Annotated in this window: 14 protein-coding genes and 1 pseudogene; 13 read left to right on the top strand and 2 right to left on the bottom strand. The window is 61.7% G+C overall.

Annotation, left to right across the window (positions count from 1 at the left end):
- The first annotated feature begins 205 nt into the window (after positions 1-205).
- The 4 genes from DTP52_RS22640 to DTP52_RS22655 all read left to right on the top strand — a co-directional run bounded on the left by DTP52_RS22640 (position 206) and on the right by DTP52_RS22655 (position 5025).
- Positions 206-1513, top strand: a complete 1308-nt coding sequence (locus tag DTP52_RS22640; RefSeq protein WP_109755329.1) for an OprD family porin — start codon at positions 206-208, stop codon at positions 1511-1513.
- 383 nt (positions 1514-1896) lie between these two features.
- Positions 1897-3339 (top strand): coniferyl aldehyde dehydrogenase, encoded by a 1443-nt coding sequence (locus DTP52_RS22645; RefSeq protein WP_109755330.1) that lies wholly within the window; start codon positions 1897-1899, stop codon positions 3337-3339.
- Between the two features lie 19 nt (positions 3340-3358).
- Positions 3359-4330: an alpha/beta hydrolase gene (locus DTP52_RS22650; RefSeq protein WP_109755331.1), complete on the top strand. Its 972-nt coding sequence runs from the start codon at positions 3359-3361 to the stop codon at positions 4328-4330.
- Entirely contained in the window at positions 4330-5025 is a 696-nt protein-coding gene (locus DTP52_RS22655; RefSeq protein WP_109755332.1) for a TetR/AcrR family transcriptional regulator, read from the top strand. Before DTP52_RS22650 ends, DTP52_RS22655 begins: the two co-directional genes overlap by 1 nt.
- Positions 5026-5157: 132 nt before the next feature.
- Here the strand turns inward: DTP52_RS22655 and DTP52_RS22660 are convergent, their stop codons facing one another.
- Positions 5158-6987: a sigma-54-dependent Fis family transcriptional regulator gene (locus DTP52_RS22660; RefSeq protein ID WP_109755333.1), complete on the bottom strand. Its 1830-nt coding sequence runs from the start codon at positions 6985-6987 to the stop codon at positions 5158-5160.
- Positions 6988-7261: 274 nt separating this feature from the next.
- On the opposite strand from DTP52_RS22660, the gene DTP52_RS22665 reads away from it, so the two are divergent.
- The 7 genes and pseudogenes from DTP52_RS22665 (at position 7262) to DTP52_RS31725 (ending at position 16865) form a co-directional block, all read left to right on the top strand.
- Complete coding sequence (locus tag DTP52_RS22665; RefSeq protein WP_109755334.1) at positions 7262-8029, top strand: coniferyl-alcohol dehydrogenase; 768 nt, start codon at positions 7262-7264, stop codon at positions 8027-8029.
- A gap of 109 nt (positions 8030-8138) precedes the next feature.
- Positions 8139-9785 (top strand): DUF1302 domain-containing protein, encoded by a 1647-nt coding sequence (locus DTP52_RS22670; RefSeq protein ID WP_109755335.1) that lies wholly within the window; start codon positions 8139-8141, stop codon positions 9783-9785.
- Between the two features lie 18 nt (positions 9786-9803).
- Positions 9804-11165, top strand: a complete 1362-nt coding sequence (locus DTP52_RS22675; RefSeq protein WP_109755336.1) for a DUF1329 domain-containing protein — start codon at positions 9804-9806, stop codon at positions 11163-11165.
- A 69-nt stretch (positions 11166-11234) separates the two neighbouring features.
- Positions 11235-12314, top strand: coding sequence for a YCF48-related protein (locus tag DTP52_RS22680; RefSeq protein WP_109755337.1), 1080 nt, complete (start codon positions 11235-11237; stop codon positions 12312-12314).
- A 43-nt stretch (positions 12315-12357) separates the two neighbouring features.
- A complete protein-coding gene (locus DTP52_RS22685) occupies positions 12358-14793 on the top strand; it encodes an RND family transporter (RefSeq protein WP_109755338.1) in 2436 nt (811 codons plus the stop codon).
- Between the two features lie 113 nt (positions 14794-14906).
- Positions 14907-16010: pseudogene (locus DTP52_RS31720) on the top strand (methyl-accepting chemotaxis protein); the annotation flags it as partial.
- A complete protein-coding gene (locus tag DTP52_RS31725; protein WP_371925628.1) occupies positions 16002-16865 on the top strand; it encodes a methyl-accepting chemotaxis protein in 864 nt (287 codons plus the stop codon). The pseudogene DTP52_RS31720 and the gene DTP52_RS31725, both read left to right, overlap by 9 nt.
- 12 nt (positions 16866-16877) lie before the next feature.
- Here the strand turns inward: DTP52_RS31725 and DTP52_RS22695 are convergent, their stop codons facing one another.
- The gene (locus tag DTP52_RS22695; protein WP_109755340.1) at positions 16878-17366 is read right to left on the bottom strand and encodes a MarR family winged helix-turn-helix transcriptional regulator; all 489 of its coding nucleotides are present in this window, start codon (positions 17364-17366) and stop codon (positions 16878-16880) included.
- A 214-nt stretch (positions 17367-17580) separates the two neighbouring features.
- On the opposite strand from DTP52_RS22695, the gene DTP52_RS22700 reads away from it, so the two are divergent.
- Positions 17581-18411: a p-hydroxycinnamoyl CoA hydratase/lyase gene (locus DTP52_RS22700; protein WP_109755341.1), complete on the top strand. Its 831-nt coding sequence runs from the start codon at positions 17581-17583 to the stop codon at positions 18409-18411.
- Between the two features lie 108 nt (positions 18412-18519).
- Entirely contained in the window at positions 18520-19968 is a 1449-nt protein-coding gene (locus DTP52_RS22705; RefSeq protein ID WP_109755342.1) for an aldehyde dehydrogenase, read from the top strand.
- Positions 19969-20055: the final 87 nt, after the last annotated feature.

Here is a 20055-nt window from a genome sequence, read left to right on the forward strand (position 1 = left end):
TGGATTAAGGTGATATTTCGATAAAATTCAATAGGTTGACGAGTTATTTTGGACGAACTGAAAAATTGGTTAACTATATTAATGTTCGATTATCGGTCAGTCTGGATTGACGAAGCACCCGCGCCATTTCCATTCTTAGTCCGCATAGCCCGCTATTACGAAAGCTCGGGCCGACCAAAACAACAACAATAAGTGGACGTTGAACATGCCTGACTTTGTCCGGGACGCCGTTGCGGCGCCTTCTCTTTCACCTGTCGTCCGTCTGCTGGCCTGCCTCGGGCTGAGCCTCGCTTCCAGCGCAGTGCTCGCCGAGGGATTGATCGACGACAGCCACGGAACCTTGACCCTGCGCAATTACTACCTGGACCGCGACTACAAGGATGACGGCGCCAAGACCGCGGCTCGGGAATGGGCCCAAGGTGTGTTCATGAATATGGAATCGGGGTTTACCCCAGGTCCCGTCGGTTTCGGCCTGGATGCCCGGGGCCTGGTGGGGATCAAGCTGGACTCGTCGCCGGACCGCAGTGGTACGGAGTTGTTGCCGGTCTCCAGCAGTGACAAGCGTGCCGCCGATGAGTATTCGCGTCTGGCGTTGACCGGCAAGCTGCGAATCGGCCAGACCATGGTGAAGACCGGGGACGTATCGATTTTCCTGCCGTTTGCCTTCGCCAGCCCGTCGCGGTTGTTGCCGCAGACCTTTCGCGGCACGACCCTCAGTGCCAAGGGCATTGAAGGGCTGACGTTGAATACTGGTTACATCGACCGCATCAACCGGCGCGACTCCACCGACTACCAGCCGATGAGCATCGCCTCGCCCAACCGCCGCTTCAATGGCGCGGCGACCGCGTCTCATATGGCTTACGTGGGCGGCGATTATCAGGCCAACAAAGACCTCAGCCTGCGGGCCTACCACGCCGAAGTGGCGGACTTGTACCGACAGAATACGCTGGCGCTGCTGCATAACCTGCCGTTGGGTGACGGCGTGTTGACTACCGATCTGCGCAGTTTTTTCAGCGACGAAGACGGCGCGGCCAAGGCCGGCAAGGTGGATAACCGCAATGTTTCGGCGCTGGTGGGTTATCGCTTGGGCGGTCACCGGGTAAGCCTGGGCTACATGCACGCCAGCGGCGATACGGCCACGCCATATGTGTCTGGCACCGAGTTGATGGGCCTGAGTGAAATGACCATGAGCTCGGATTTTCTCAACGCCAAGGAGCGCACCTGGCAGGTGATCCATGATTATGACTTTGCCGCAGTCGGCGTACCGGGCCTGAGGACCCGTTTGCGCTACGTGCGCGGCGACCACATCGAACTGGCGGCGCTCAATGCCGAAGACCGCAAGGAGCGCGAGTTCCAGATGGAACTGGGGTATGTGATCCAGAGCGGCGCATTGAAAAACCTCGGACTGCTTGCGCGTAAATCGATTTACCGCAATGACTTTCCCGGGGCGGCCGCGTTTCGCGATGAGAACCAGACGCGGTTTCTGCTGACCTACAGTGTGCCGATCTGGTGATGGACTGATGCGAGGCTCATGGCGAGGGGATTCATCTGTGGTGAGGAGATAAATCCACTCTCCACAGAACCGCTGCGCTTGAATCAGACGGGGGGAGGTTGCTGCGGTAATTAGTTATTAAAATTAATTAGTTGCCAATTATTTGCTCATTGCTGAACGCCGCTCAAGCGCCCAGCATTATGGTGCGTTTCATCCGATTTATGCTTGCTATTCTCCAATATCCACCTGTTTCTCTATCTTTCGCGGCCTTGAAAAATTAAGAAACTTAACGGTTTCCTTTGTCATGTTTTTTGGCATACTTCTCTGCAACGAGTCGGCAAAGGCGCCTGCTCGCCGAATATTAGTGCTGAATAATAACAATCCAACCAGCAGGAATTCACGCCATGAGCATCATCGGTCATCATGCTGCGCCGGTCTGCGCCGAACAACTCGCTGCGACGCTGGCGAAAATGAAGCAGGCCCATCTGGACGAAGGGCCGGCGAGCCCGGAATTACGCCGCGACCGCCTCGACCGGGCCATTGCCTTGCTTCTGGATAATCGCGAAGCCATTGTCGCTGCGGTGTCGGCAGACTTCGGCAATCGCAGTCGCGAGCAAACCCTGCTGTCGGATATTGCCGGTTCTGTGGCGAGCCTCAAGCATTGCCGTGAGCACTTGGTCGAGTGGATGCGATCAGAGTCCCATCCGGCACCGTTTCCCGGTTGCCAGGCGCGGGTCGATTACCAGCCGCTGGGCGTGGTCGGTGTGATCAGCCCGTGGAATTTCCCCATCGTGCTGGCCTTCGGGCCGCTGGCAAGCATCCTGGCCGCCGGTAACCGGGCCATGCTCAAACCCTCGGAGCTGACCCCGCGCACCTCGGCGTTGATCGCCGAACTGATCGCCCGCTATTTTGACGAGAACGAACTCACCACGGTGCTCGGTGACGCTGAGGCCGGCGCGCTGTTCAGTGCGCAACCCTTCGACCATCTGATCTTTACCGGGGGCACCGCAGTGGCCCGGCACATCATGCGCGCTGCCTCGGACAACCTGGTGCCGGTGACCCTGGAGCTGGGCGGCAAATCGCCGGTACTGGTTTCCCGTAGCGCCGACCTCGCGACCGTGGTGCAGCGGGTCATGACGGTGAAGACGTTCAACGCCGGGCAGATCTGCCTGGCCCCGGACTATGTGCTGCTGCCGGAAGAGTTACTGGAGGACTTCGTCGCCGAGGCCGTGCGCTTCGTCAGTGCCATGTACCCCACCTTGCGCAGCAACCCTGATTACACCTCGATCATCAACCCGCGTAATTTCGACCGTCTGCAAGGCTATCTCGTCGATGCCAAAACCAGAGGTGCGCGGCTGATCGAGATCAACCCGGCGCAGGAGGATCTGAGCGATCGCGAGATCCGCAAGATTGCCCCAACCCTGGTGCTCGACACCCGTGAGCAGATGCAGGTACTGCGCGAGGAGATTTTCGGGCCGCTGTTACCGATCAAAACCTACCGATATTTCGCCACGGCGATTGATTACGTCAACAACCAGCCGCGACCGTTGGCGGCCTATTACTTTGGCGAGGATGCCGATGAGCGTAGGCAGGTGCTGGAGCGCACGACCTCGGGTGGCGTGGTGATCAATGACGTCTTTAGCCATGTCCTGTTCGAGGCGCTGCCGTTCGGCGGTGTCGGTCACTCCGGCATGGGCGCTTATCATGGCGTCTATGGTTTCCGTACCTTCAGCCATGCCAAGGCGGTCGTGGTGCAGAGCCCGATCGGTGAGTCCAACCTGGCCATGCGCGCGCCCTACGGCGCAATGATCCACGGCCTGCTGGATCAATTGCTGACGGCCCATTGAGTCGCCAAGGAGTCTGACCATGAACGCGATGCAAACCTTCAAGGCCAAACTGCTGCGGGCCTTTGCCAAGCGCATGAAAGCCAAGTTCATCTACGACGCAGCGGCGTATCCGTTACGCGCGGTCGAAGAGAAAATCATCCCGACGGCCTGGGGACCGGCTCGGGCGCTGTTCTATTGGCCCGATACGCCGTCCGTGGAGCCCTTGCCGGTCTATCTGAACCTGCATGGCGGTGGTTTCGTGGCCGGGGTGCCGGAGCATGACGACAGCTATTGCCGGCGGCTTGCACACAATCTCGGTTGCCTGGTGGTCAATCTGGATTATGTCCTGGCCCCAGAGCATCCCTTTCCCGCAGGTGTGCGACAGAGCTTCGAGGTGCTGGAGTGGCTGGCCGGACAGGCCACGGCCTTGGGGATCGACCCACAGTGTATCGCCGTCGGCGGGCACAGCGCCGGTGGCAACCTGGCCACCGGCGTGGCCAATCTGGCGCGGGGACACCAGCGGCTGCGGGTGGTGCATCAGATCATCGATTATGCGGCGCTGGACTTGGCCCTGGATCCCGAACAGAAGCACTCGCCCCTCGACAAACCGCTGCTTGGCACGGGCCTGATGCGCTTCTTCAATAGTTGCTACCTGAGTGATCCGGCCCACGCGTACGACCCTCTGGCCTCGCCCTTGCGGGTGCCGCTCGAGGCGTTGCAGGGCATGCCCGCCACCACGCTGATCACCGCCGAGTACGACATCCTGCGCGTTGAAGGCGAGGCCTACGCAGAGAAACTGCGTCAGGCCGGCGTGGCGGTGCATGAGCGGATGTTCGCCGGCTGCGATCATATGTTCACCCACCTGGGGCCGGATGACTCGGCTCAGGAGGCCTGGCAACTCATCGAGGACTCTTTGCGCGAGGCGTTTTCAGCCCATTGCGCTAGGCTGGGCACCTTGGCCAAACCATCACTGTCAGGACTCGTGCACCATGCCAATCAACCGGGCTCGTAATGCCTGAAACCACTGCACAGCCCGCCAAGCGCGGTCGTCCTCCGTTGCGCAGCCGTGAGGAGCAGATGCGTTTGCTGCTGGACGCGGCGGCGCAGGCGCTTGGCAGCGGCAACTTCGCCAATGTCACCATGGACGCCATCGCCCGCGCCGCCGGCATCTCGAAGAAGACCGTGTATCTACTGGTGGCCAGTAAGGAAGCGTTGCTCTCACAGTTGGTGGCCCGCGACTTATCCACCCTCGAACTGCTCCTGGAAAGCGGTATCGACTGCGCCGAGGATCTGCTCAGCGAGTTGCGCATGTACCTGACCCTATGGGCGCGCCTGACCCTTTCGCCATTGGCCCTGGGTCTCTATCTCATGGCCGCGCAGGGGCGCGAGACTGCGCCGGGCATTGCCCGGATCTGGTATCAGGAAGGTGCCGAACGCTGCCTGGGCCTGTTGCGTGGCTGGCTGGGCAAGGCGGCGGGCAAGGGGCTGTTGGCAAACGAGGATGTCGAGGCGGCCATCGAACTGATCGACGCGTTGTTGATTTCCCAACCGCTCAAGCTCTTCACCCTTGGGGTGCAACAGAGCTGGTCCGACGAGCAGATCGAACAGCGGGTCGAAGTGGCCCTCGGCATGTTCAGTCGATGTTTTATCCAGCATGCGCCCTGTGGCGAGGGGATTTATCCCCGCTGGGCTGCGCAGCAGCCCTAAAGCAGCGAACTCAATCTCCCTGACTCACCGGGTTGCCTGGTTTGGGGGCTGCTTCGCAGCCCAGCGGGGATAAATCCCCTCGCCACGATGATTTCATTCCCATAAGTGGCTTGAGCGCACCCGCACAACCTTTTACTCGCTGATCGGCCGCCGCGACAGGCGATAGGACAACTGCGCGCGAGTCAGGCCGAGACGGCGGGCCGCTTCGGAGACATTGCCTTTCACCTCGCTCAGGCAGTGGTCGATCATCGTGTCCTCGATCTCTTGCAGCGACAGCCGGCTCAGGTCCTTGCCGCCGAACAACGCCTGGATCGCTTCATTGCCTGTATCGGCAGGTGCGACAGTCGTGCGCTGGGAGGGTGCCTGGTCGTTCGGTGCCGCGGCCAGTTGGCCGCGTTTGCCGATGGAGAACATGGGTAAGGCCAGGCGTTCGCCGCTGGTAAACAGGTGCGCCAGGTCGATTGCGCCGCCGTCCGGAGCACTGATCACGCCGCGCTCCACCAGGTTCTGCAACTCGCGAATATTGCCCGGGAAGTCATAGGCCAGCAGGGTGTCGGCCGTGCGCGGGGTGAAGCCGCTGATCTGGCGGCCGTGGCGCTGGGTGAAGCGATGCAGGAAATGCGTCATCAGCAGCGGGATGTCTTCCTTGCGTTCGCGCAACGGCGGCAGGTGGATCGGGAACACGTTCAAGCGAAAGAACAGGTCTTCACGGAACTCGCCACGCTGCGCCGCAGCGCGCAGGTCGACGTTGGTCGCGGCGACCACCCGCACATCGACCTTCAAGGTGCGACTGCCGCCAACCCGCTCGACCTCGCCTTCCTGAAGTGCGCGCAGCAGCTTGCCCTGGGCCACCAGGCTGAGGGTGGCGATTTCGTCCAGGAACAGCGTGCCGCCATCGGCGCGCTCGAAGCGCCCGGCGCGCGATTGAGTGGCACCGGTGTAGGCGCCGCGCTCGACGCCGAACAGCTCCGACTCCATCAGGTTTTCCGGAATGGCCGCGCAGTTGATGGCGACGAAGGGCTCATCGTGACGCGGGCTGATGCGGTGCAGCATCCTGGCGAACATTTCCTTGCCGACCCCGGACTCACCGGTGAACAGCACCGTGGCCTGGGTTGGCGCGACCCGCCTTAACATGTGGCAAGCGGCGTTGAAGGCTGAAGAAATACCGACCATGTCGGTGTCTTGCGCCGGTGTCGGACCCGCTTGCAGGCCAGTGGGCAGGGCGCCTTTATCGCTGCGGTTGGGTGCCGTGGCGCTGCGTCCACCGGTGCTGACGAAGGGTTCGGCGTTGAGGTCGGCCAGGTCCGCTTCGGCGTCGTCCCATTCCTCGGCGGGTTTTCCGATCAGCCGGCAAATGCTCGAGCCGGTGGAGCGGCATTCAACCTCGCGGTAGACGATCAACCGGCCGACCATCGCCGAGGTGTATCCGGTGGCATAGCCTGTTTGCATCCAGCAGGCCGGCTCGGTGCCGATGCCGTACTGGGCGATGTGCTCATCATCTTCGCTGGAGTGGTGCCAGAGGAACTCTCCGTAATAGGTTCCCAGGTTCATGTCGAATTCGAAGTGCACCGGCTCGACCTTCACCGCCCCTTCAATCGCATGGATGATCGGGCCGGCGGCAAACAGCGCCAGGATATCGGCCTCGGGAAAGCGTTCCTTGATCAACGCGGCGTCCCGGGCACCGCAATGGTAGCCGGTGCGCAGCATGATCCCTCGGGCGCGGGCCAGGCCCATGCTTTCAATCAGCTCCCGGCGCAGTGCGCCGATGCCGCTGTTGTGCATCAGCAGCATGCGCGCGCCGTTCAACCAGATGCGCCCATCGCCCGGGCTGAACAGCAGGCATTCGGTCAGGTCCTGCAGGGTAGGGGCGGCGCCGGGTGGCAATTGCTCGCTGGCGCCACGTCCGGGTTTCTTTTGTGCATCACGAGAGAGTTCGGCCAGGGAAATCAGCTTGTCTGCCATCAGAAACCCTTAATTTGAGTAATCATAATCCGCATAGTGCAGCATGAAATTGCTGAAATCATCACTTTTCTAACGCGCTCCATCCCGCCTTCCTGTCGCTGTTTTTCCCTATTCAGGCTGAATGCCGCGTGCTTGAGCGGTTTCCTCGTCATTGTCCAGAGATGGCATATCGCTTGCTACAACTAGTTACCGACATTAACTAATTCGGCGAATAACAATATGGCTTGGCTGTCGCCCTAGCGCGGGCAGCACAAGCACGAATCGGGGAACCCGTATGAAGCTGACCAGTAAAAGGATAGTCGTGACCGGGGTGTCCTCGGGCATTGGCGCCGAAACCGCCCGAATCCTGCGTGCCCACGGCGCCATCGTCATCGGCATGGATCGCAATGAGCCCCACCTGAGCCTGGATCATTTCATCCAGGCTGACCTCAGCCACCCGGATGCCATCGACGCGGCGGTGCGGCAGTTACCGGACACCCTCGACGGCCTGTGCAATATCGCCGGGGTGCCGGGCACCGCCGATCCACAACGGGTTGCCCAGATCAATTATCTGGGGCTGCGCCATCTCTGCGCAGCGCTGCTGCCGCGTATCCGGGCCGGTGGCAGCATCGTTAACGTCGCTTCGATCCTGGGCGCGGAGTGGCCACTGCGGGTGGATTTGCACAAGGCCTTGGCCCGTACCGACAGTTTTGCGGATGGCCAGGCCTGGTTGGCCGAACACCCGGTGCCTCCGGAGAGCTGCTACCAGTACTTCAAAGAAGCCTTGATCGTCTGGAACGCTTTGCAGGCCCAGCCATGGTTCTTGCAGACCTCGGTTCGCATGAACTGCGTGGCTCCGGGCCCGGTGTTCACCCCAATCCTGGGTGATTTCGTCGCCATGCTCGGTAAAGAGCGCATCGACGCTGACGCCCACCGCATGAAACGCCCGGCCTACGCCGATGAGGTGGCGGCCGCCATTGCCTTCCTGTGCGCTGACGAATCTCGCTGGGTCAATGGCATCAACCTGCCCGTCGATGGGGGGCTGGCGTCCACTTACGTCTGAATGAGGAACCTTGGGCCACGCCTTTTCGCGCAATTCATTGTCGGTCGTTTTCGAGCGAATGATCGGCTCATAAAACCTGCTTCCAACAACAAGAATAATGAGGAACAACATGCACAACTCTCGTTGCTATCCAGGCTTCAAGCGTTCCGCCATGGCGCTCTCGGTGTGTCTGGCGAGCTGGGCCGGCCAGTCTCAAGCCGCACAAATAGACTTGGGCGACAGTGAATGGCGTTTGCGTTGGGACAACACCATCAAATACAGCCAGGCCTGGCGACTCAACGGCGCCGACGACAATCTGGTCAACGCGCCGACGGCGGGAGGCTTGTATCCCTCGATACAAAGCCAGGGCGACAAGAACTTCAGCAGCGGCCTGGTCTCCAACCGCCTGGACCTGTTCAGTGAAATGGACCTGAGTCGGGAAAACTATGGCCTGCGCCTCAGCGGGGCGGCCTGGTACGACGATGTCTATAACAAGGACACCGACAGCAGCGACCAGCGCCACTTCCTCGACGATACCCGCGAACTGCACGGGCGTGACGCCGAGTTGCTGGACGCCTTCGTGTTCGTGCGCGGCGATGTCGGTGACGCAAGCCAGGGCACCGTGCGCCTCGGCCGACACAGCCTGATCTATGGCGAAAGCCTGTTCTACGGTGGCAACGGCATCGCCGCCGCCCAAGGGCCTAGCGACATCGTCAAGCTGCTCAGCGTACCAGGTACCCAGTTCAAGGAAATCCTGCGGCCGGTCAATCAAGTGTCCGGGCAGTTGCAGATCAACCCTCAGTTGTCGGTGGGTGCGTACTATCAGTTCGAATGGGAGCGTTCCAACCTGCCGGGTGCGGGCAGCTACCTGAGCGATAACGATGGCATCGGCAAAGGTTCGGGCGACTGGACTGAGGTGTTTGGCAACACCACCGTTCATGCCTCTGACATCGAAGCCAAAAATAGCGGGCAGGGCGGCATGCAACTGCGCTACAAGCCCGAAGGCACGGAGCTTGAGCTGGGCTTCTACGCCGCGAAGTATCACGACAAGGCCCCGAGCGCACTCTATGCCTACCTGGATGGTGCAGCGGCGGCCGCTACCGGGCTGCCGATCCTCGGCTCCTACCGCCAGGTCTACGCCGAAGACATCAAGACCGTCGGCGTCAGCTTCTCCACCGCTCACGGCCCGTTCAACTTCGCCGGCGAAAGCTCGGTGCGTTGGGATGCGCCCCTGGTGAGCAACCTGCAGGTGGTGACACCTGGCATGGCGGCCGACAACAGCGACAACGCGCTCTACGCCAAGGGCAAGACCGCGCACGTCAACCTCTCGACCATTTACCTGCTGTCGCCCAACGCACTATGGGACGGCGGTTCGGTACTCGCCGAACTGGCCTGGAACCGCACCCTCAGCGTTACCGAGAACCGTGCGGCATTGGACTCCAATACCACCCGTGACGCCACCGCACTGCGGGTGCTGGCCGAGCCGGCCTACTTCCAGGTGGCCGACGGCCTCGACCTGACCGTACCGGTGGGCTTTGGAGTGGTACTCGATGGGCGTTCCTCGGCGGTCAGCAAGGCCGGTTTCGGCAACACCCATGCCGGCGACTGGAGCGTCGGACTCAAGGCCACTTATTTGCAGCGCTGGGACTTCGGCGTGAACTACGTGAACTTCTTCGGCAAGAAGGAGGCGGGACTGCGCGAAGACGGCAACTTCAGCTATGGGCAATCGCTGGCCGACCGTGACTTCGTCTCCATGTACGTGAAAACCACATTCTAATAAGAGGTTTCATCCGCTATGCAAAGCAAATTTTCCTTGCGTATTTCGGCCCTGGCCATTGCCTTGTTAAGCGCCGGCCTGGTGCAGGCGGCGGTTTCCCCTGAGCAGGCCGCACGGCTTAATACCGACCTTACACCCATGGGCGCCGAGCGCGCCGGTAACAAAGACGGCAGCATCCCCGAATGGACCGGTGGCTACACCAAAGCGCCGGCAGGCTACAAGAACGGCGACAAGCGTGCCGACCCATTCGCTGCCGACAAGCCGCTGTATTCGGTGAGCGCGTCCAACATGGCCCAGTACGCCGATCAGTTGGCCGAGGGGACCAAGGCCCTGTTGCAGAAATATCCGGGCTACCGCCTGGACGTCTATCCGACCCGGCGCAGTGCCGCTGCCCCGCAGTGGGTGTATGACAACACCCTGAAGAACGCCACCCGTGCAAACCTCGAGGTGGAAACCGAGAAAGTCAGCGGTGCTTATGGCGGGATTCCCTTCCCATTGCCGCAGAACGGTGCCGAGGTGTTGTGGAACTACCGCCTGTCCTGGCAGGGTGGCGACACCTTCTATGCGCCTTTTGATACCTGGCTGATGACCGCTGGCGGCAAGAAGATCCAGGCCACCCGCGCGCGTTTCTGGTACCAGCATCCCTATTACTTCAAAGAGGGCAGCCTGGATACCTTTGATGGCAAGTTTCTGATCGGCAAGCTGGCCACGGAACTCCCGTCGTCCAAGGCGGGCGAGGGGCTGATGACCCATTGGGACATGGATCCGGGCAAGCGTGCCGCCTGGCAGTACCTGGTTGGCCAACGTCGGGTACGGCGTGCGCCGAACATTGCCTATGACACGCCGGACTTCGTCACCTCGGGCGTCGGCTTTTTCGACGAAGCCTTCATGATTTTCGGCCCGACCGACCGCCACGACCTCAAACTGATCGGCAAGAAAGAGCTGCTGGTGCCTTACAACAACAACCGCGCCGCGGCGGCACCCAGCGACGAGCTGGTCAAGCCGGGCTTCCTCAACCCGGATCTGGTGCGCTGGGAGAAACACCGGGTGTGGGTGGTGAGCGCGACGCTCAAGGACGGCAAGCGTCACGTGGTGCCCAAGCGCACCTATTACGTGGACGAGGACTCCTGGCAGGTGCTGCTGCTCGACGGGTATGACGCGCAAGGCAAGTTGGGCCGGCATAACTATTCGCTGACGCTGCTGGCGCCTGAAATGCCCGCGCTGACCGCGCAAATGATGTGGGGCAGCTACAACCTGGAGACCGGCGCCTACTTCCTGAACTCATCGGCCAACGACCTGGGCGTGCAGTACCAGAGCTATCCACGTCCGCCGTCCGCGTTTTTCACCCCGGATGCCATGGCCAGCGACAGCATGCGCTAACGGATTGCCCAGGTTCGGCGCGTTGTGCAATTAGCGTTTGGATAACTCTTATGGGTGGTTGGAGCAGACATGATCGTTAACTTTTCACTCACGAGGGTGCTGCCGGCGACCTTGCTGCTGGCGGCATTGCTGGTGCCAGGTTGGGCCGCGGCCAGCCCGCGGATTTCGCTACTCGACCAGGCAGCGCTGCAAAGTGCCAAGGCCGACCATGCGGTGCTGCTGGCGGTAACCCGTGCCGGCGAACGGCTGGTGGCGGTCGGCGAACGCGGCATCGTCCTGCTCTCTGATGACTCCGGCAAACACTGGCGCCAAGCCCGCGTGCCTGTGAGCGTCAGCCTGACGGCGGTGCAGTTTGTCGATGCCGAGCAGGGCTGGGCAGTCGGCCATATGGGCGTGATTCTTCACAGCTCGGATGGTGGTGAAACCTGGGTCAAACAACTCGATGGTGTCGCCGCCGCGCAGCTGGCGTTGGTGTCGGCGCAACAGGGCAACGACGCCAAGCAGCTCAAAGACGCCGAGCGACTGGTTGCCGATGGCCCGGACAAGCCATTTCTCGACCTGTACTTCAGCGACCGCCGTAACGGCTATGCCGTCGGCGCCTACGGCCTGATTCTGCGCACCGTGGACGGTGGCGACAACTGGCAGCCATGGATGCAACAGGTGGATAACCCCGAGGGCCTCAATCTGTACGGTATTCGCGCCGCCGGCGGCGCGCTGTTCATCGTGGGTGAGCGCGGTCTGCTGCTGCGTTCCAGCGATAACGGTCGCAGCTTCCAGGCGCTGGACTCGCCCTATGACGGCAGTTTTTTTGGCCTGCAGGGCGGCGCCGGTGGAACGTTGGTGGCCTTCGGGCTGCGTGGCAACGCTTATTGGTCGAACGACCAGGGGGCCAGCTGGCGACGCATCGAAACCGGCTTGGAGGTAGCGTTTTCTGCGGCCACCAAACTGCCTGACGGCGCGCTGGTGCTGGTCAGCCAGGCTGGCGATCTGCTGATCAGTCCGAGTCAAGGGAGCAGCTTTAGGCACCTGGCCGGCCCGACCGGCACCTCGGTTGCAGGTTTAGTGGCTGCCCCGGATGGCAGTTTGATCTGCGTCGGCATGAGTGGCCCGACCCGTCTCAACCAAGACCTTTTCTCGGCCCAACGCTGAAACAACCTGCCAGAGCCCTACACGGCCGAATTTGGAGTCCGATGTGAACGACCATAATCCCTCCCTTGAACAGCAAGTGGTGATCGCCCGCCTGGAGGATTTCGATCCGCGTTCCGGCAACCTGGGTGAGCGGGCGATTTTTAACCACCGGCCCTGGGTGATTCTGCTCTGCTTGCTGGTGACCCTGGTGCTGGGTTTCCAGGCCAGCAAGATCGGCCTCAACGCCAGTTTCGAGAAGACCATCCCGGCCTCTCACCCTTACGTCGCCAACTTTCTCGAGCGGCGTAGCGAATTGAGCGGCTTGGGCAATTCGATTCGCATCGCGGTGGAGATCAAGGACGGCAGTATCTTCGACAAGGACTACCTCGAGGTCCTGGCCAAGCTCAACGACGAGATCTATTTGCTGCCCGGCGTCGACAAACCTTATATGAAGTCGCTATGGACGCCGACGACCCGCTGGACCGCGGTGACGGAGGAGGGGCTCGATGGCGGTACGGTGATCCCGGACGCCTATGACGGTTCTGCGGCGAGCCTGGAGCAGGTACGCACCAATGTGGCCCGTTCCGGTGAGATCGGCCAACTGGTGGCCGGCAATTTCCAGTCCAGCGTGATATTCGTGCCGCTGCTGGAACTCAATCCGGTGACCGGCAAGGCTTTGGATGCTGGCGAGTTCTCCCGGCAATTGGAGGCCTTGCGCGACAAGTACCAGAGCGATCGAATCCAGATTCACATCACCGGATTCACCAAGATCATCGGCGACCTGATCGCCGGATTGGTCCAGGTCATGCTGTTCTTCGTGGTTGCCGTGCTGGTGACCGTGGCGGTGCTCTACTGGTATACCCGTTGCGCGCGCAGCACGTCGCTGGTGGTGCTCTGCTCGCTGGTGGCGGTGCTCTGGCAGATAGGCCTGCTCGCCAGCCTCGGTTACGACCTTGACCCTTACTCGGCGCTGGTGCCTTTTTTGGTGTTCGCCATCGGCATGAGTCACGGCGCGCAGAAGATGAACGGCATCATGCAGGACATCGGTCGAGGCACACACCGGGTGGTCGCTGCGCGCTATACCTTCCGCCGGCTGTTCGCCGCCGGCATGACCGCGTTGCTCTGCGATGCGGTGGGCTTCGCCGTGCTGATGGTGATCAAGATCCGGGTGATCCAGGACCTGGCGATCACTGCCAGTATCGGCGTGGCGGTGCTGATCTTCACCAACCTGATCCTGCTGCCTATTTTGCTCAGTTATATCGGCGTCGGCGCCAAGGCGGCCGAGCGCAGTTTGCGGGCGGAAACCGCCGAGCTGAAAGCGAACGTCAAACATCCGCTCTGGAGTTTTCTCGATCTGTTCACCCGGCGCTCCTGGGCCTATGTGGCTTGCCTGGCCGGTCTGGCCCTGGCGATCGGTGGTTTCGCCATCAGCCTGCACTTGAAGATCGGCGACCTCGATCCCGGCGCCCCGGAGCTACGCCCAGACTCGCGCTACAACCGCGATGCAGCCTTCATGACGCAAAACTATGCGGCCAGTTCGGACATCTTCGTGGTCATGGTGAAAACCCCGGAAGACCAATGCACCCGTTACACAACCCTGGCGGCGGTGGACGCCCTGGCCTGGCAGCTCGAGCAATTGCCGGGCGTCGAATCGACCAACTCCATGGCCGCCCTGAGCAAGATCGCCGCCGCCGGTTATAACGAGGGCAACTTCAAGTGGTACGAGTTGATCCCCAACGACGGCGCTCTCGGCGCGGTACAGACGCGCGCGCCACGAGAACTGTTCAACCAGGGCTGTTCACTGCTCTCGCTCTACGTTTACCTGGCCGACCATAAGGCCGAAACCCTGGAACGGGTGGTGCAGGCCAGCGAAGCGTTTATCGCCCAACAGCACCTGCCGGAGGTGAAGTTCATGCTTGCCGCGGGGAGCGCCGGGATCGAGGCGGCGACCAATATCGTGGTGAAGAAAGCCATGCGCGAGATGCTGTTCTGGGTCTACGGTGCGGTGATCCTGCTCTGCTGGGTGACCTTCCGTTCCTGGCGTGCGGTGCTCGCCGCCGTGCTGCCGCTGATGCTCACCTCGATCCTCTGCGAGGCATTGATGGTCGGCCTCGGCATGGGGGTCAAGGTGGCGACCTTGCCAGTGATCGCCCTTGGGGTGGGCATTGGCGTCGACTATGCGCTCTACGTGCTGAGCGTCATCCTGACGCACATGCGTGCTGGCGCCACGCTGTCCGAGGCCTACTACCGCGCGCTGTTATTCACCGGCAAGGTGGTGCTACTGACCGGCATCAGCCTGGCCATCGCCGTGGCGACCTGGGCTTTCTCGCCGATCAAGTTCCAGGCCGACATGGGCATCCTGCTGGCCTTCATGTTCCTGGTGAACATGCTTGGCGCGCTGATCCTGCTGCCGGCTTTGGCGTACTTCCTGTTGCCGAAACGGTTGTTCGCAAAAAAGCCTGAGGTTGCCAGCGCGTTGCAGCCGGTCGAAGAGGGCTGACAGGCGGCACGCTGGCAACCATGGAGGTGGGCCGGGCAAGCCAACGCGGCTTGCCCGGGCCTGGATACGCCAACAATGCTGCTGAATTCCCTTCAGGCATAAGGATAAGAACAATGCTGAAGAAAACTGCCCGGTTGCTCGTCGACTGTTCGGTGGGGCAGAAACTGCTGCTCGGTTTCGGCCTGGTTTCCCTGCTCGCGGTGGCCGCTATCGCCCAGGGTCTGTATGCCACCGCCAGCCTGCTTGAACACAGCCTACAGGTCAGCACCATGGTGGAGATCAATCACCTGACGCTGCAGATGCGCAATGCCGAGAAAACCTACGCACTGGATCCCGAGCCCCTGGCGATGCGCGAGGTCAAGGAACTGATAGGCACATTCGGCGCTCGGCTCCAGGCAGTAAAGGCGCAGGTAACTGCCACCGATGTGCCCTTGCTGACCGCGATGCAGCGATCCATCGAGGATTACCAAGGCCAGTTCGCACAGTTTGTCGATCACCAACGCCTGGCGGCAGAGGCGTTGCGTCATATGCAGGAACAGGCTGAGCAGGCCCGCCTGCAGTTCGAGACTGTCGAACTGGATATGTACGACCAGGTACGCGACGTATTGAACAGCGGCCAGGCGCTGGAGGGTGATCCGCTGAGCCTGGCAGAACAGGCCTCGGCACTGCTGCGAAAATTGCTGGTCGCCCGCAATAACGAGTTTGTCTATGTGGGCGAGGGCGCACCGGCTGCTCTCCAACGCTGGGACGAATTGGTGGAGGAAATGAGCAACGCCCTGGAGTTGCTCCAGGGCCGGGTGGATGAGAGCTCCGAGGCGTCCCTGGCGGCGGCAAAGGCGGCTTTGGTCGAATATCGCAAGGCGTTTGCGCGCTATCGCGAGAGCCGTGGGCTAAGCAAACAAACCGCCGTGCAGATGGACGCCCAGGCGCAAACCGTATTGAGCCAGGTCGAACAGGCCGCCGCCGACAGGCAGGTACAGATGGGCGAACGCGGCCATTCAGTCATGCGGCTGCAAGCAGTGGGGGCCGTGGTGATCGTCGTCCTGGCGTTGTTGGCCTCCCTGGTTATCCGTCATCTGATCGTCGTGCCCCTGCGCGAAGCGTTGCAGGCTGCCCAGCGTATTGCCCACGGCGACTTGAGTGGTGCAGCCAATAACATGACTGCACGACGAGACGAGTTGGGAGAGTTGATGGCGGCGGTGGAGGACATGACAGCCAATTTGCGCCAACTGGTCACGCGCATCGGATCGAGTGTTGCAGGCCTTGGGCAAACGACCGCGACGCTGGGTGCATTCAGTACCCAGAGTCATGGCGCTGCCCAACGCCAACGGGTCGAGACCGAGCACGCGGCCACGGCCATGCAACAAATGACGATCACTGTCCAGCAGGTGGCACAGAACGCCGAGCAAGCCTCGCAAGCGGCCGACGAAGCGGATAACCAGGCGCGCCGTGGCGAGCAGATCGTGCAACGGGCGAGTGAGCAGATCGATCGTTTAGCGGCTGAGATGGTGCGTTCCGAGCAGGCCATCCACTCCTTGCAACAGCAGGTCGAGAGTATCGGTACCGTCGTCGATGTGATTACCTCGATCGCCGAACAGACCAACCTGCTAGCGCTCAATGCCGCAATCGAAGCCGCCCGGGCGGGGGAGCAGGGGCGCGGTTTTGCCGTGGTCGCCGATGAAGTACGTGCGCTGGCGCGACGGACCCAGGAATCGACCCACAAGATCGAGACGCTGATCGCCGGTTTACAGCATCTTTCCCGGCACAGCGTCGAGCAGATCCAAGGGTGCGGGCGTTTGATGGCAGACACCGTGTCGCTTGCCGATCAGGTGAGTACCGCATTGGGTGGCATCGCCGGTGCAGTGTCGACCATCGAGCAGATGAACCAGCAAAACGCTGCCAGCGCTCAGCAGCAAAGTGTTGTGGCCGAGGAGGTGGGCCGCAATGTCAGGCAGGTGCGAAACGAGGCCGAGCATTGCGCGGGAGTTAATCAGCAGGTGGTGCTGGCGTGTGGTGACCTGGAGAGTCTGGAACATGAATTACGTGAGGCTGTTGCACAGTTTAGGACCTGAGCGCGCTGGCTCTTACTGCTGATAAACCTTCTTCAGCAACCGCAGCAACTCCTCCCGCTCGCCACCCGAAAGGGCTGCCGTGGAGTCCAGGTCGCTCTGTGCGGCAATCTGCTTGAGTTCCTTGAGCAAGGTTTCGCCGGTCTTGCTGAGGAATATCCCATAGGAGCGCTTGTCTGGCTTGCAGCGTACCCGCACGGCCAGGGCCCGGCTTTCGAGTTTGTTCAACAGCGGCACTACTTGCGGCGGTTCGATCGCCAGGGCCTTGGCCAGGTCGGCCTGCATCAAGCCGGGGTTCTGGTCGATGATCGCCAACGCCGAAAATTGGGCCGGCCGCAGATCGTGGGCGGCGAGCCGGCCGATCAGGTTCTGGAACAGTTTCAACTGGGCACGGCGCAGGGCATAACCGATCAGGTCATCCAGCGCAGAGTCCAGCGGCGCCTGCGCCTCGGTGCCGGCAGCCAGGAGTTCGGCGGGTTCGGCAGGCTTGGAAGACTTGGCCATCGCAGAAAGCATCCTCAAAGTGAGTAATTAACAAGGCTATCCAGTTTGCCGGGGTTTGGGCGCCATGGCTACGGTGAAACACATATTTGTTGATTTGCTGCTCCTCCAGGACCGCGAAAGAAATACAGATAAATTAGCTAATAGTTAATTGACATAACTAATTTTCCGGTTTAGTTTTTGATCATCTACAGCCCAGAACAAGAGAGCACGCAGCATGAGCAATTACGAAGGTCGCTGGAAAACGGTCAAGGTCGATATCGAGGAGGGCATTGCCTGGGTCACCCTCAATCGTCCGGAAAAACGCAACGCCATGAGCCCGACCCTCAACCGCGAGATGATCGATGTGCTCGAGACCCTGGAGCAGGATCCGGCCGCAGGCGTATTGGTGCTGACCGGGGCCGGTGATGCCTGGACCGCCGGCATGGACCTCAAGGAGTATTTCCGCGAAGTGGACGCCGGGCCGGAAATCCTCCAGGAGAAAATCCGTCGCGAAGCCTCGCAGTGGCAATGGAAACTGCTGCGCATGTACGCCAAGCCGACCATTGCCATGGTCAATGGCTGGTGCTTCGGTGGCGGTTTCAGCCCGTTGGTGGCGTGCGACCTGGCGATCTGCGCCGATGAGGCGACCTTCGGTCTCTCGGAAATCAACTGGGGCATCCCGCCCGGCAACCTGGTCAGCAAGGCCATGGCCGACACCGTGGGCCACCGCCAGTCGCTGTACTACATCATGACCGGCAAGACCTTCGGCGGGCAGAAAGCTGCCGAGATGGGCCTGGTCAATGAAAGCGTGCCCCTGGCGCAATTGCGTGAAGTCACTCTGGAGCTGGCGCGCAACCTGCTGGAAAAGAACCCGGTGGTGCTGCGCGCCGCCAAGCATGGCTTCAAGCGTTGCCGCGAACTGACCTGGGAGCAGAACGAGGATTACCTGTACGCCAAGCTCGACCAGTCGCGCCTGCTCGACACCGAGGGTGGCCGCGAGCAGGGGATGAAGCAGTTCCTCGACGACAAGAGCATCAAACCTGGCTTGCAGACCTATAAGCGCTGAGTCGACAAGTGAATAGCGGGCCGCATCCCGCTGTTCGCTGCGTCGCCCTGACGCTACTGTTACACCACTGCGATGCATTCCCGATAAAGACAATAAAGAGGAATCACCATGCTGGACGTGCCCCTGTTGATCGGCGGTCAGTCGTGCCCCGCCCGTGACGGCCGGACCTTCGAGCGCTGCAACCCGGTGACCGGTGAAGTGGTCTCGCGCGTGGCCGCCGCCACCCTGGAAGATGCCGACGCCGCCGTGGCCGCGGCCCAAGCCGCGTTTCCCACCTGGGCCGCCCTGGCGCCCAACGAGCGCCGCACGCGTCTGTTGCGGGCGGCCGAGCAGTTGCAGGCTCGTAGCGGTGAGTTTATCGCCGCGGCCGGCGAGACCGGCGCCATGGCCAACTGGTACGGTTTCAACGTGCACCTGGCGGCGAACATGCTCCGCGAAGCCGCGTCGATGACCACCCAGATCAATGGCGAAATCATTCCTTCCGACGTGCCTGGCAGTTTCGCCATGGCCCTGCGCCAGCCCTGCGGTGTGGTGCTGGGCATCGCCCCCTGGAACGCCCCGGTGATTCTCGCCACCCGGGCCATCGCCATGCCCCTGGCCTGCGGTAACACCGTGGTGCTCAAGGCTTCCGAGATAAGCCCGGCGGTGCACCGGTTGATCGGCCAGGTACTGCAAGACGCAGGGCTGGGTGACGGTGTGGTCAACGTGATCTGTAACGCACCCGCGGACGCGCCGGCCATTGTCGAACGGTTGATCGCCAACCCGGCGGTACGCCGGGTCAATTTCACCGGCTCGACCCACGTCGGGCGCATTGTCGGCGAACTGTCGGCGCGCCATCTCAAGCCGGCCTTGCTGGAACTGGGCGGCAAGGCGCCGCTGTTGGTGCTGGACGACGCCGATCTGGACGCCGCCGTGCAAGCGGCGGCCTTCGGGGCTTACTTCAACCAGGGCCAGATCTGCATGTCCACCGAGCGACTGATCGTCGATGCCCGCGTGTCGGATGAGTTCGTCGCCCGGCTGACTGCCAAGATCGCCACCCTGCGCGCTGGCGATCCGGCGGCCAGTGATTCGGTGCTGGGCTCGTTGGTCGATGCCAGTGCCGGCCAGCGCATCAAGGGGCTGATCGACGATGCCCTCGCCAAAGGTGCAAGGCTGGTCACGGGGGGGCAGTTGGAAGGCAGCATCCTGCAACCGACCTTGCTCGACGGCGTCACTGCGCAGATGCGCCTGTACCGCGAAGAGTCCTTCGGGCCGGTGGCAGTGTTGCTGCGCGGTAACGGCGATGAAGAGCTGCTGCGCCTGGCCAACGATTCCGAGTTCGGCCTGTCGGCTGCCATCTTCAGTCGCGACACGAGCCGTGCGCTGGCCTTGGCCCAGCGGGTCGAGTCGGGCATTTGCCACATCAACGGGCCGACCGTGCACGACGAGGCGCAGATGCCCTTCGGTGGGGTCAAGTCCAGTGGTTACGGCAGCTTTGGCGGCAAGGCGTCCATCGAGCATTTCACCCAGTTGCGTTGGGTGACCTTGCAGAACGGCCCCCGGCATTACCCGATCTGAAATCCGTCGCATTGGGGGGGCGAGCCTTGAACGCCGTCGCCCCGATGCAGGCCAGAATAACAATGACAAGGCCGCAGCCCAGTGCTG

Origin of the sequence: Pseudomonas sp. 43mfcvi1.1 (genome assembly GCF_900115935.1) — a bacterium.
GTDB classification, from domain to species: Bacteria; Pseudomonadota; Gammaproteobacteria; order Pseudomonadales; family Pseudomonadaceae; genus Aquipseudomonas; species Aquipseudomonas bijieensis.

Coding starts and splice junctions, on each gene's coding strand:
- DTP52_RS22645 (WP_109755330.1), top strand. CDS start 1,897: ATGAGCATCATCGGTCATCATGCTGCGCCGGTCTGCGCCGAACAACTC.
- DTP52_RS22670 (WP_109755335.1), top strand. CDS start 8,139: ATGCACAACTCTCGTTGCTATCCAGGCTTCAAGCGTTCCGCCATGGCG.
- DTP52_RS22660 (WP_109755333.1), bottom strand. CDS start 6,987: ATGGCAGACAAGCTGATTTCCCTGGCCGAACTCTCTCGTGATGCACAA.
- DTP52_RS22700 (WP_109755341.1), top strand. CDS start 17,581: ATGAGCAATTACGAAGGTCGCTGGAAAACGGTCAAGGTCGATATCGAG.
- DTP52_RS22705 (WP_109755342.1), top strand. CDS start 18,520: ATGCTGGACGTGCCCCTGTTGATCGGCGGTCAGTCGTGCCCCGCCCGT.
- DTP52_RS22695 (WP_109755340.1), bottom strand. CDS start 17,366: ATGGCCAAGTCTTCCAAGCCTGCCGAACCCGCCGAACTCCTGGCTGCC.
- DTP52_RS22665 (WP_109755334.1), top strand. CDS start 7,262: ATGAAGCTGACCAGTAAAAGGATAGTCGTGACCGGGGTGTCCTCGGGC.
- DTP52_RS22675 (WP_109755336.1), top strand. CDS start 9,804: ATGCAAAGCAAATTTTCCTTGCGTATTTCGGCCCTGGCCATTGCCTTG.
- DTP52_RS22680 (WP_109755337.1), top strand. CDS start 11,235: ATGATCGTTAACTTTTCACTCACGAGGGTGCTGCCGGCGACCTTGCTG.
- DTP52_RS22650 (WP_109755331.1), top strand. CDS start 3,359: ATGAACGCGATGCAAACCTTCAAGGCCAAACTGCTGCGGGCCTTTGCC.
- DTP52_RS22655 (WP_109755332.1), top strand. CDS start 4,330: ATGCCTGAAACCACTGCACAGCCCGCCAAGCGCGGTCGTCCTCCGTTG.
- DTP52_RS22640 (WP_109755329.1), top strand. CDS start 206: ATGCCTGACTTTGTCCGGGACGCCGTTGCGGCGCCTTCTCTTTCACCT.
- DTP52_RS31725 (WP_371925628.1), top strand. CDS start 16,002: ATGACAGCCAATTTGCGCCAACTGGTCACGCGCATCGGATCGAGTGTT.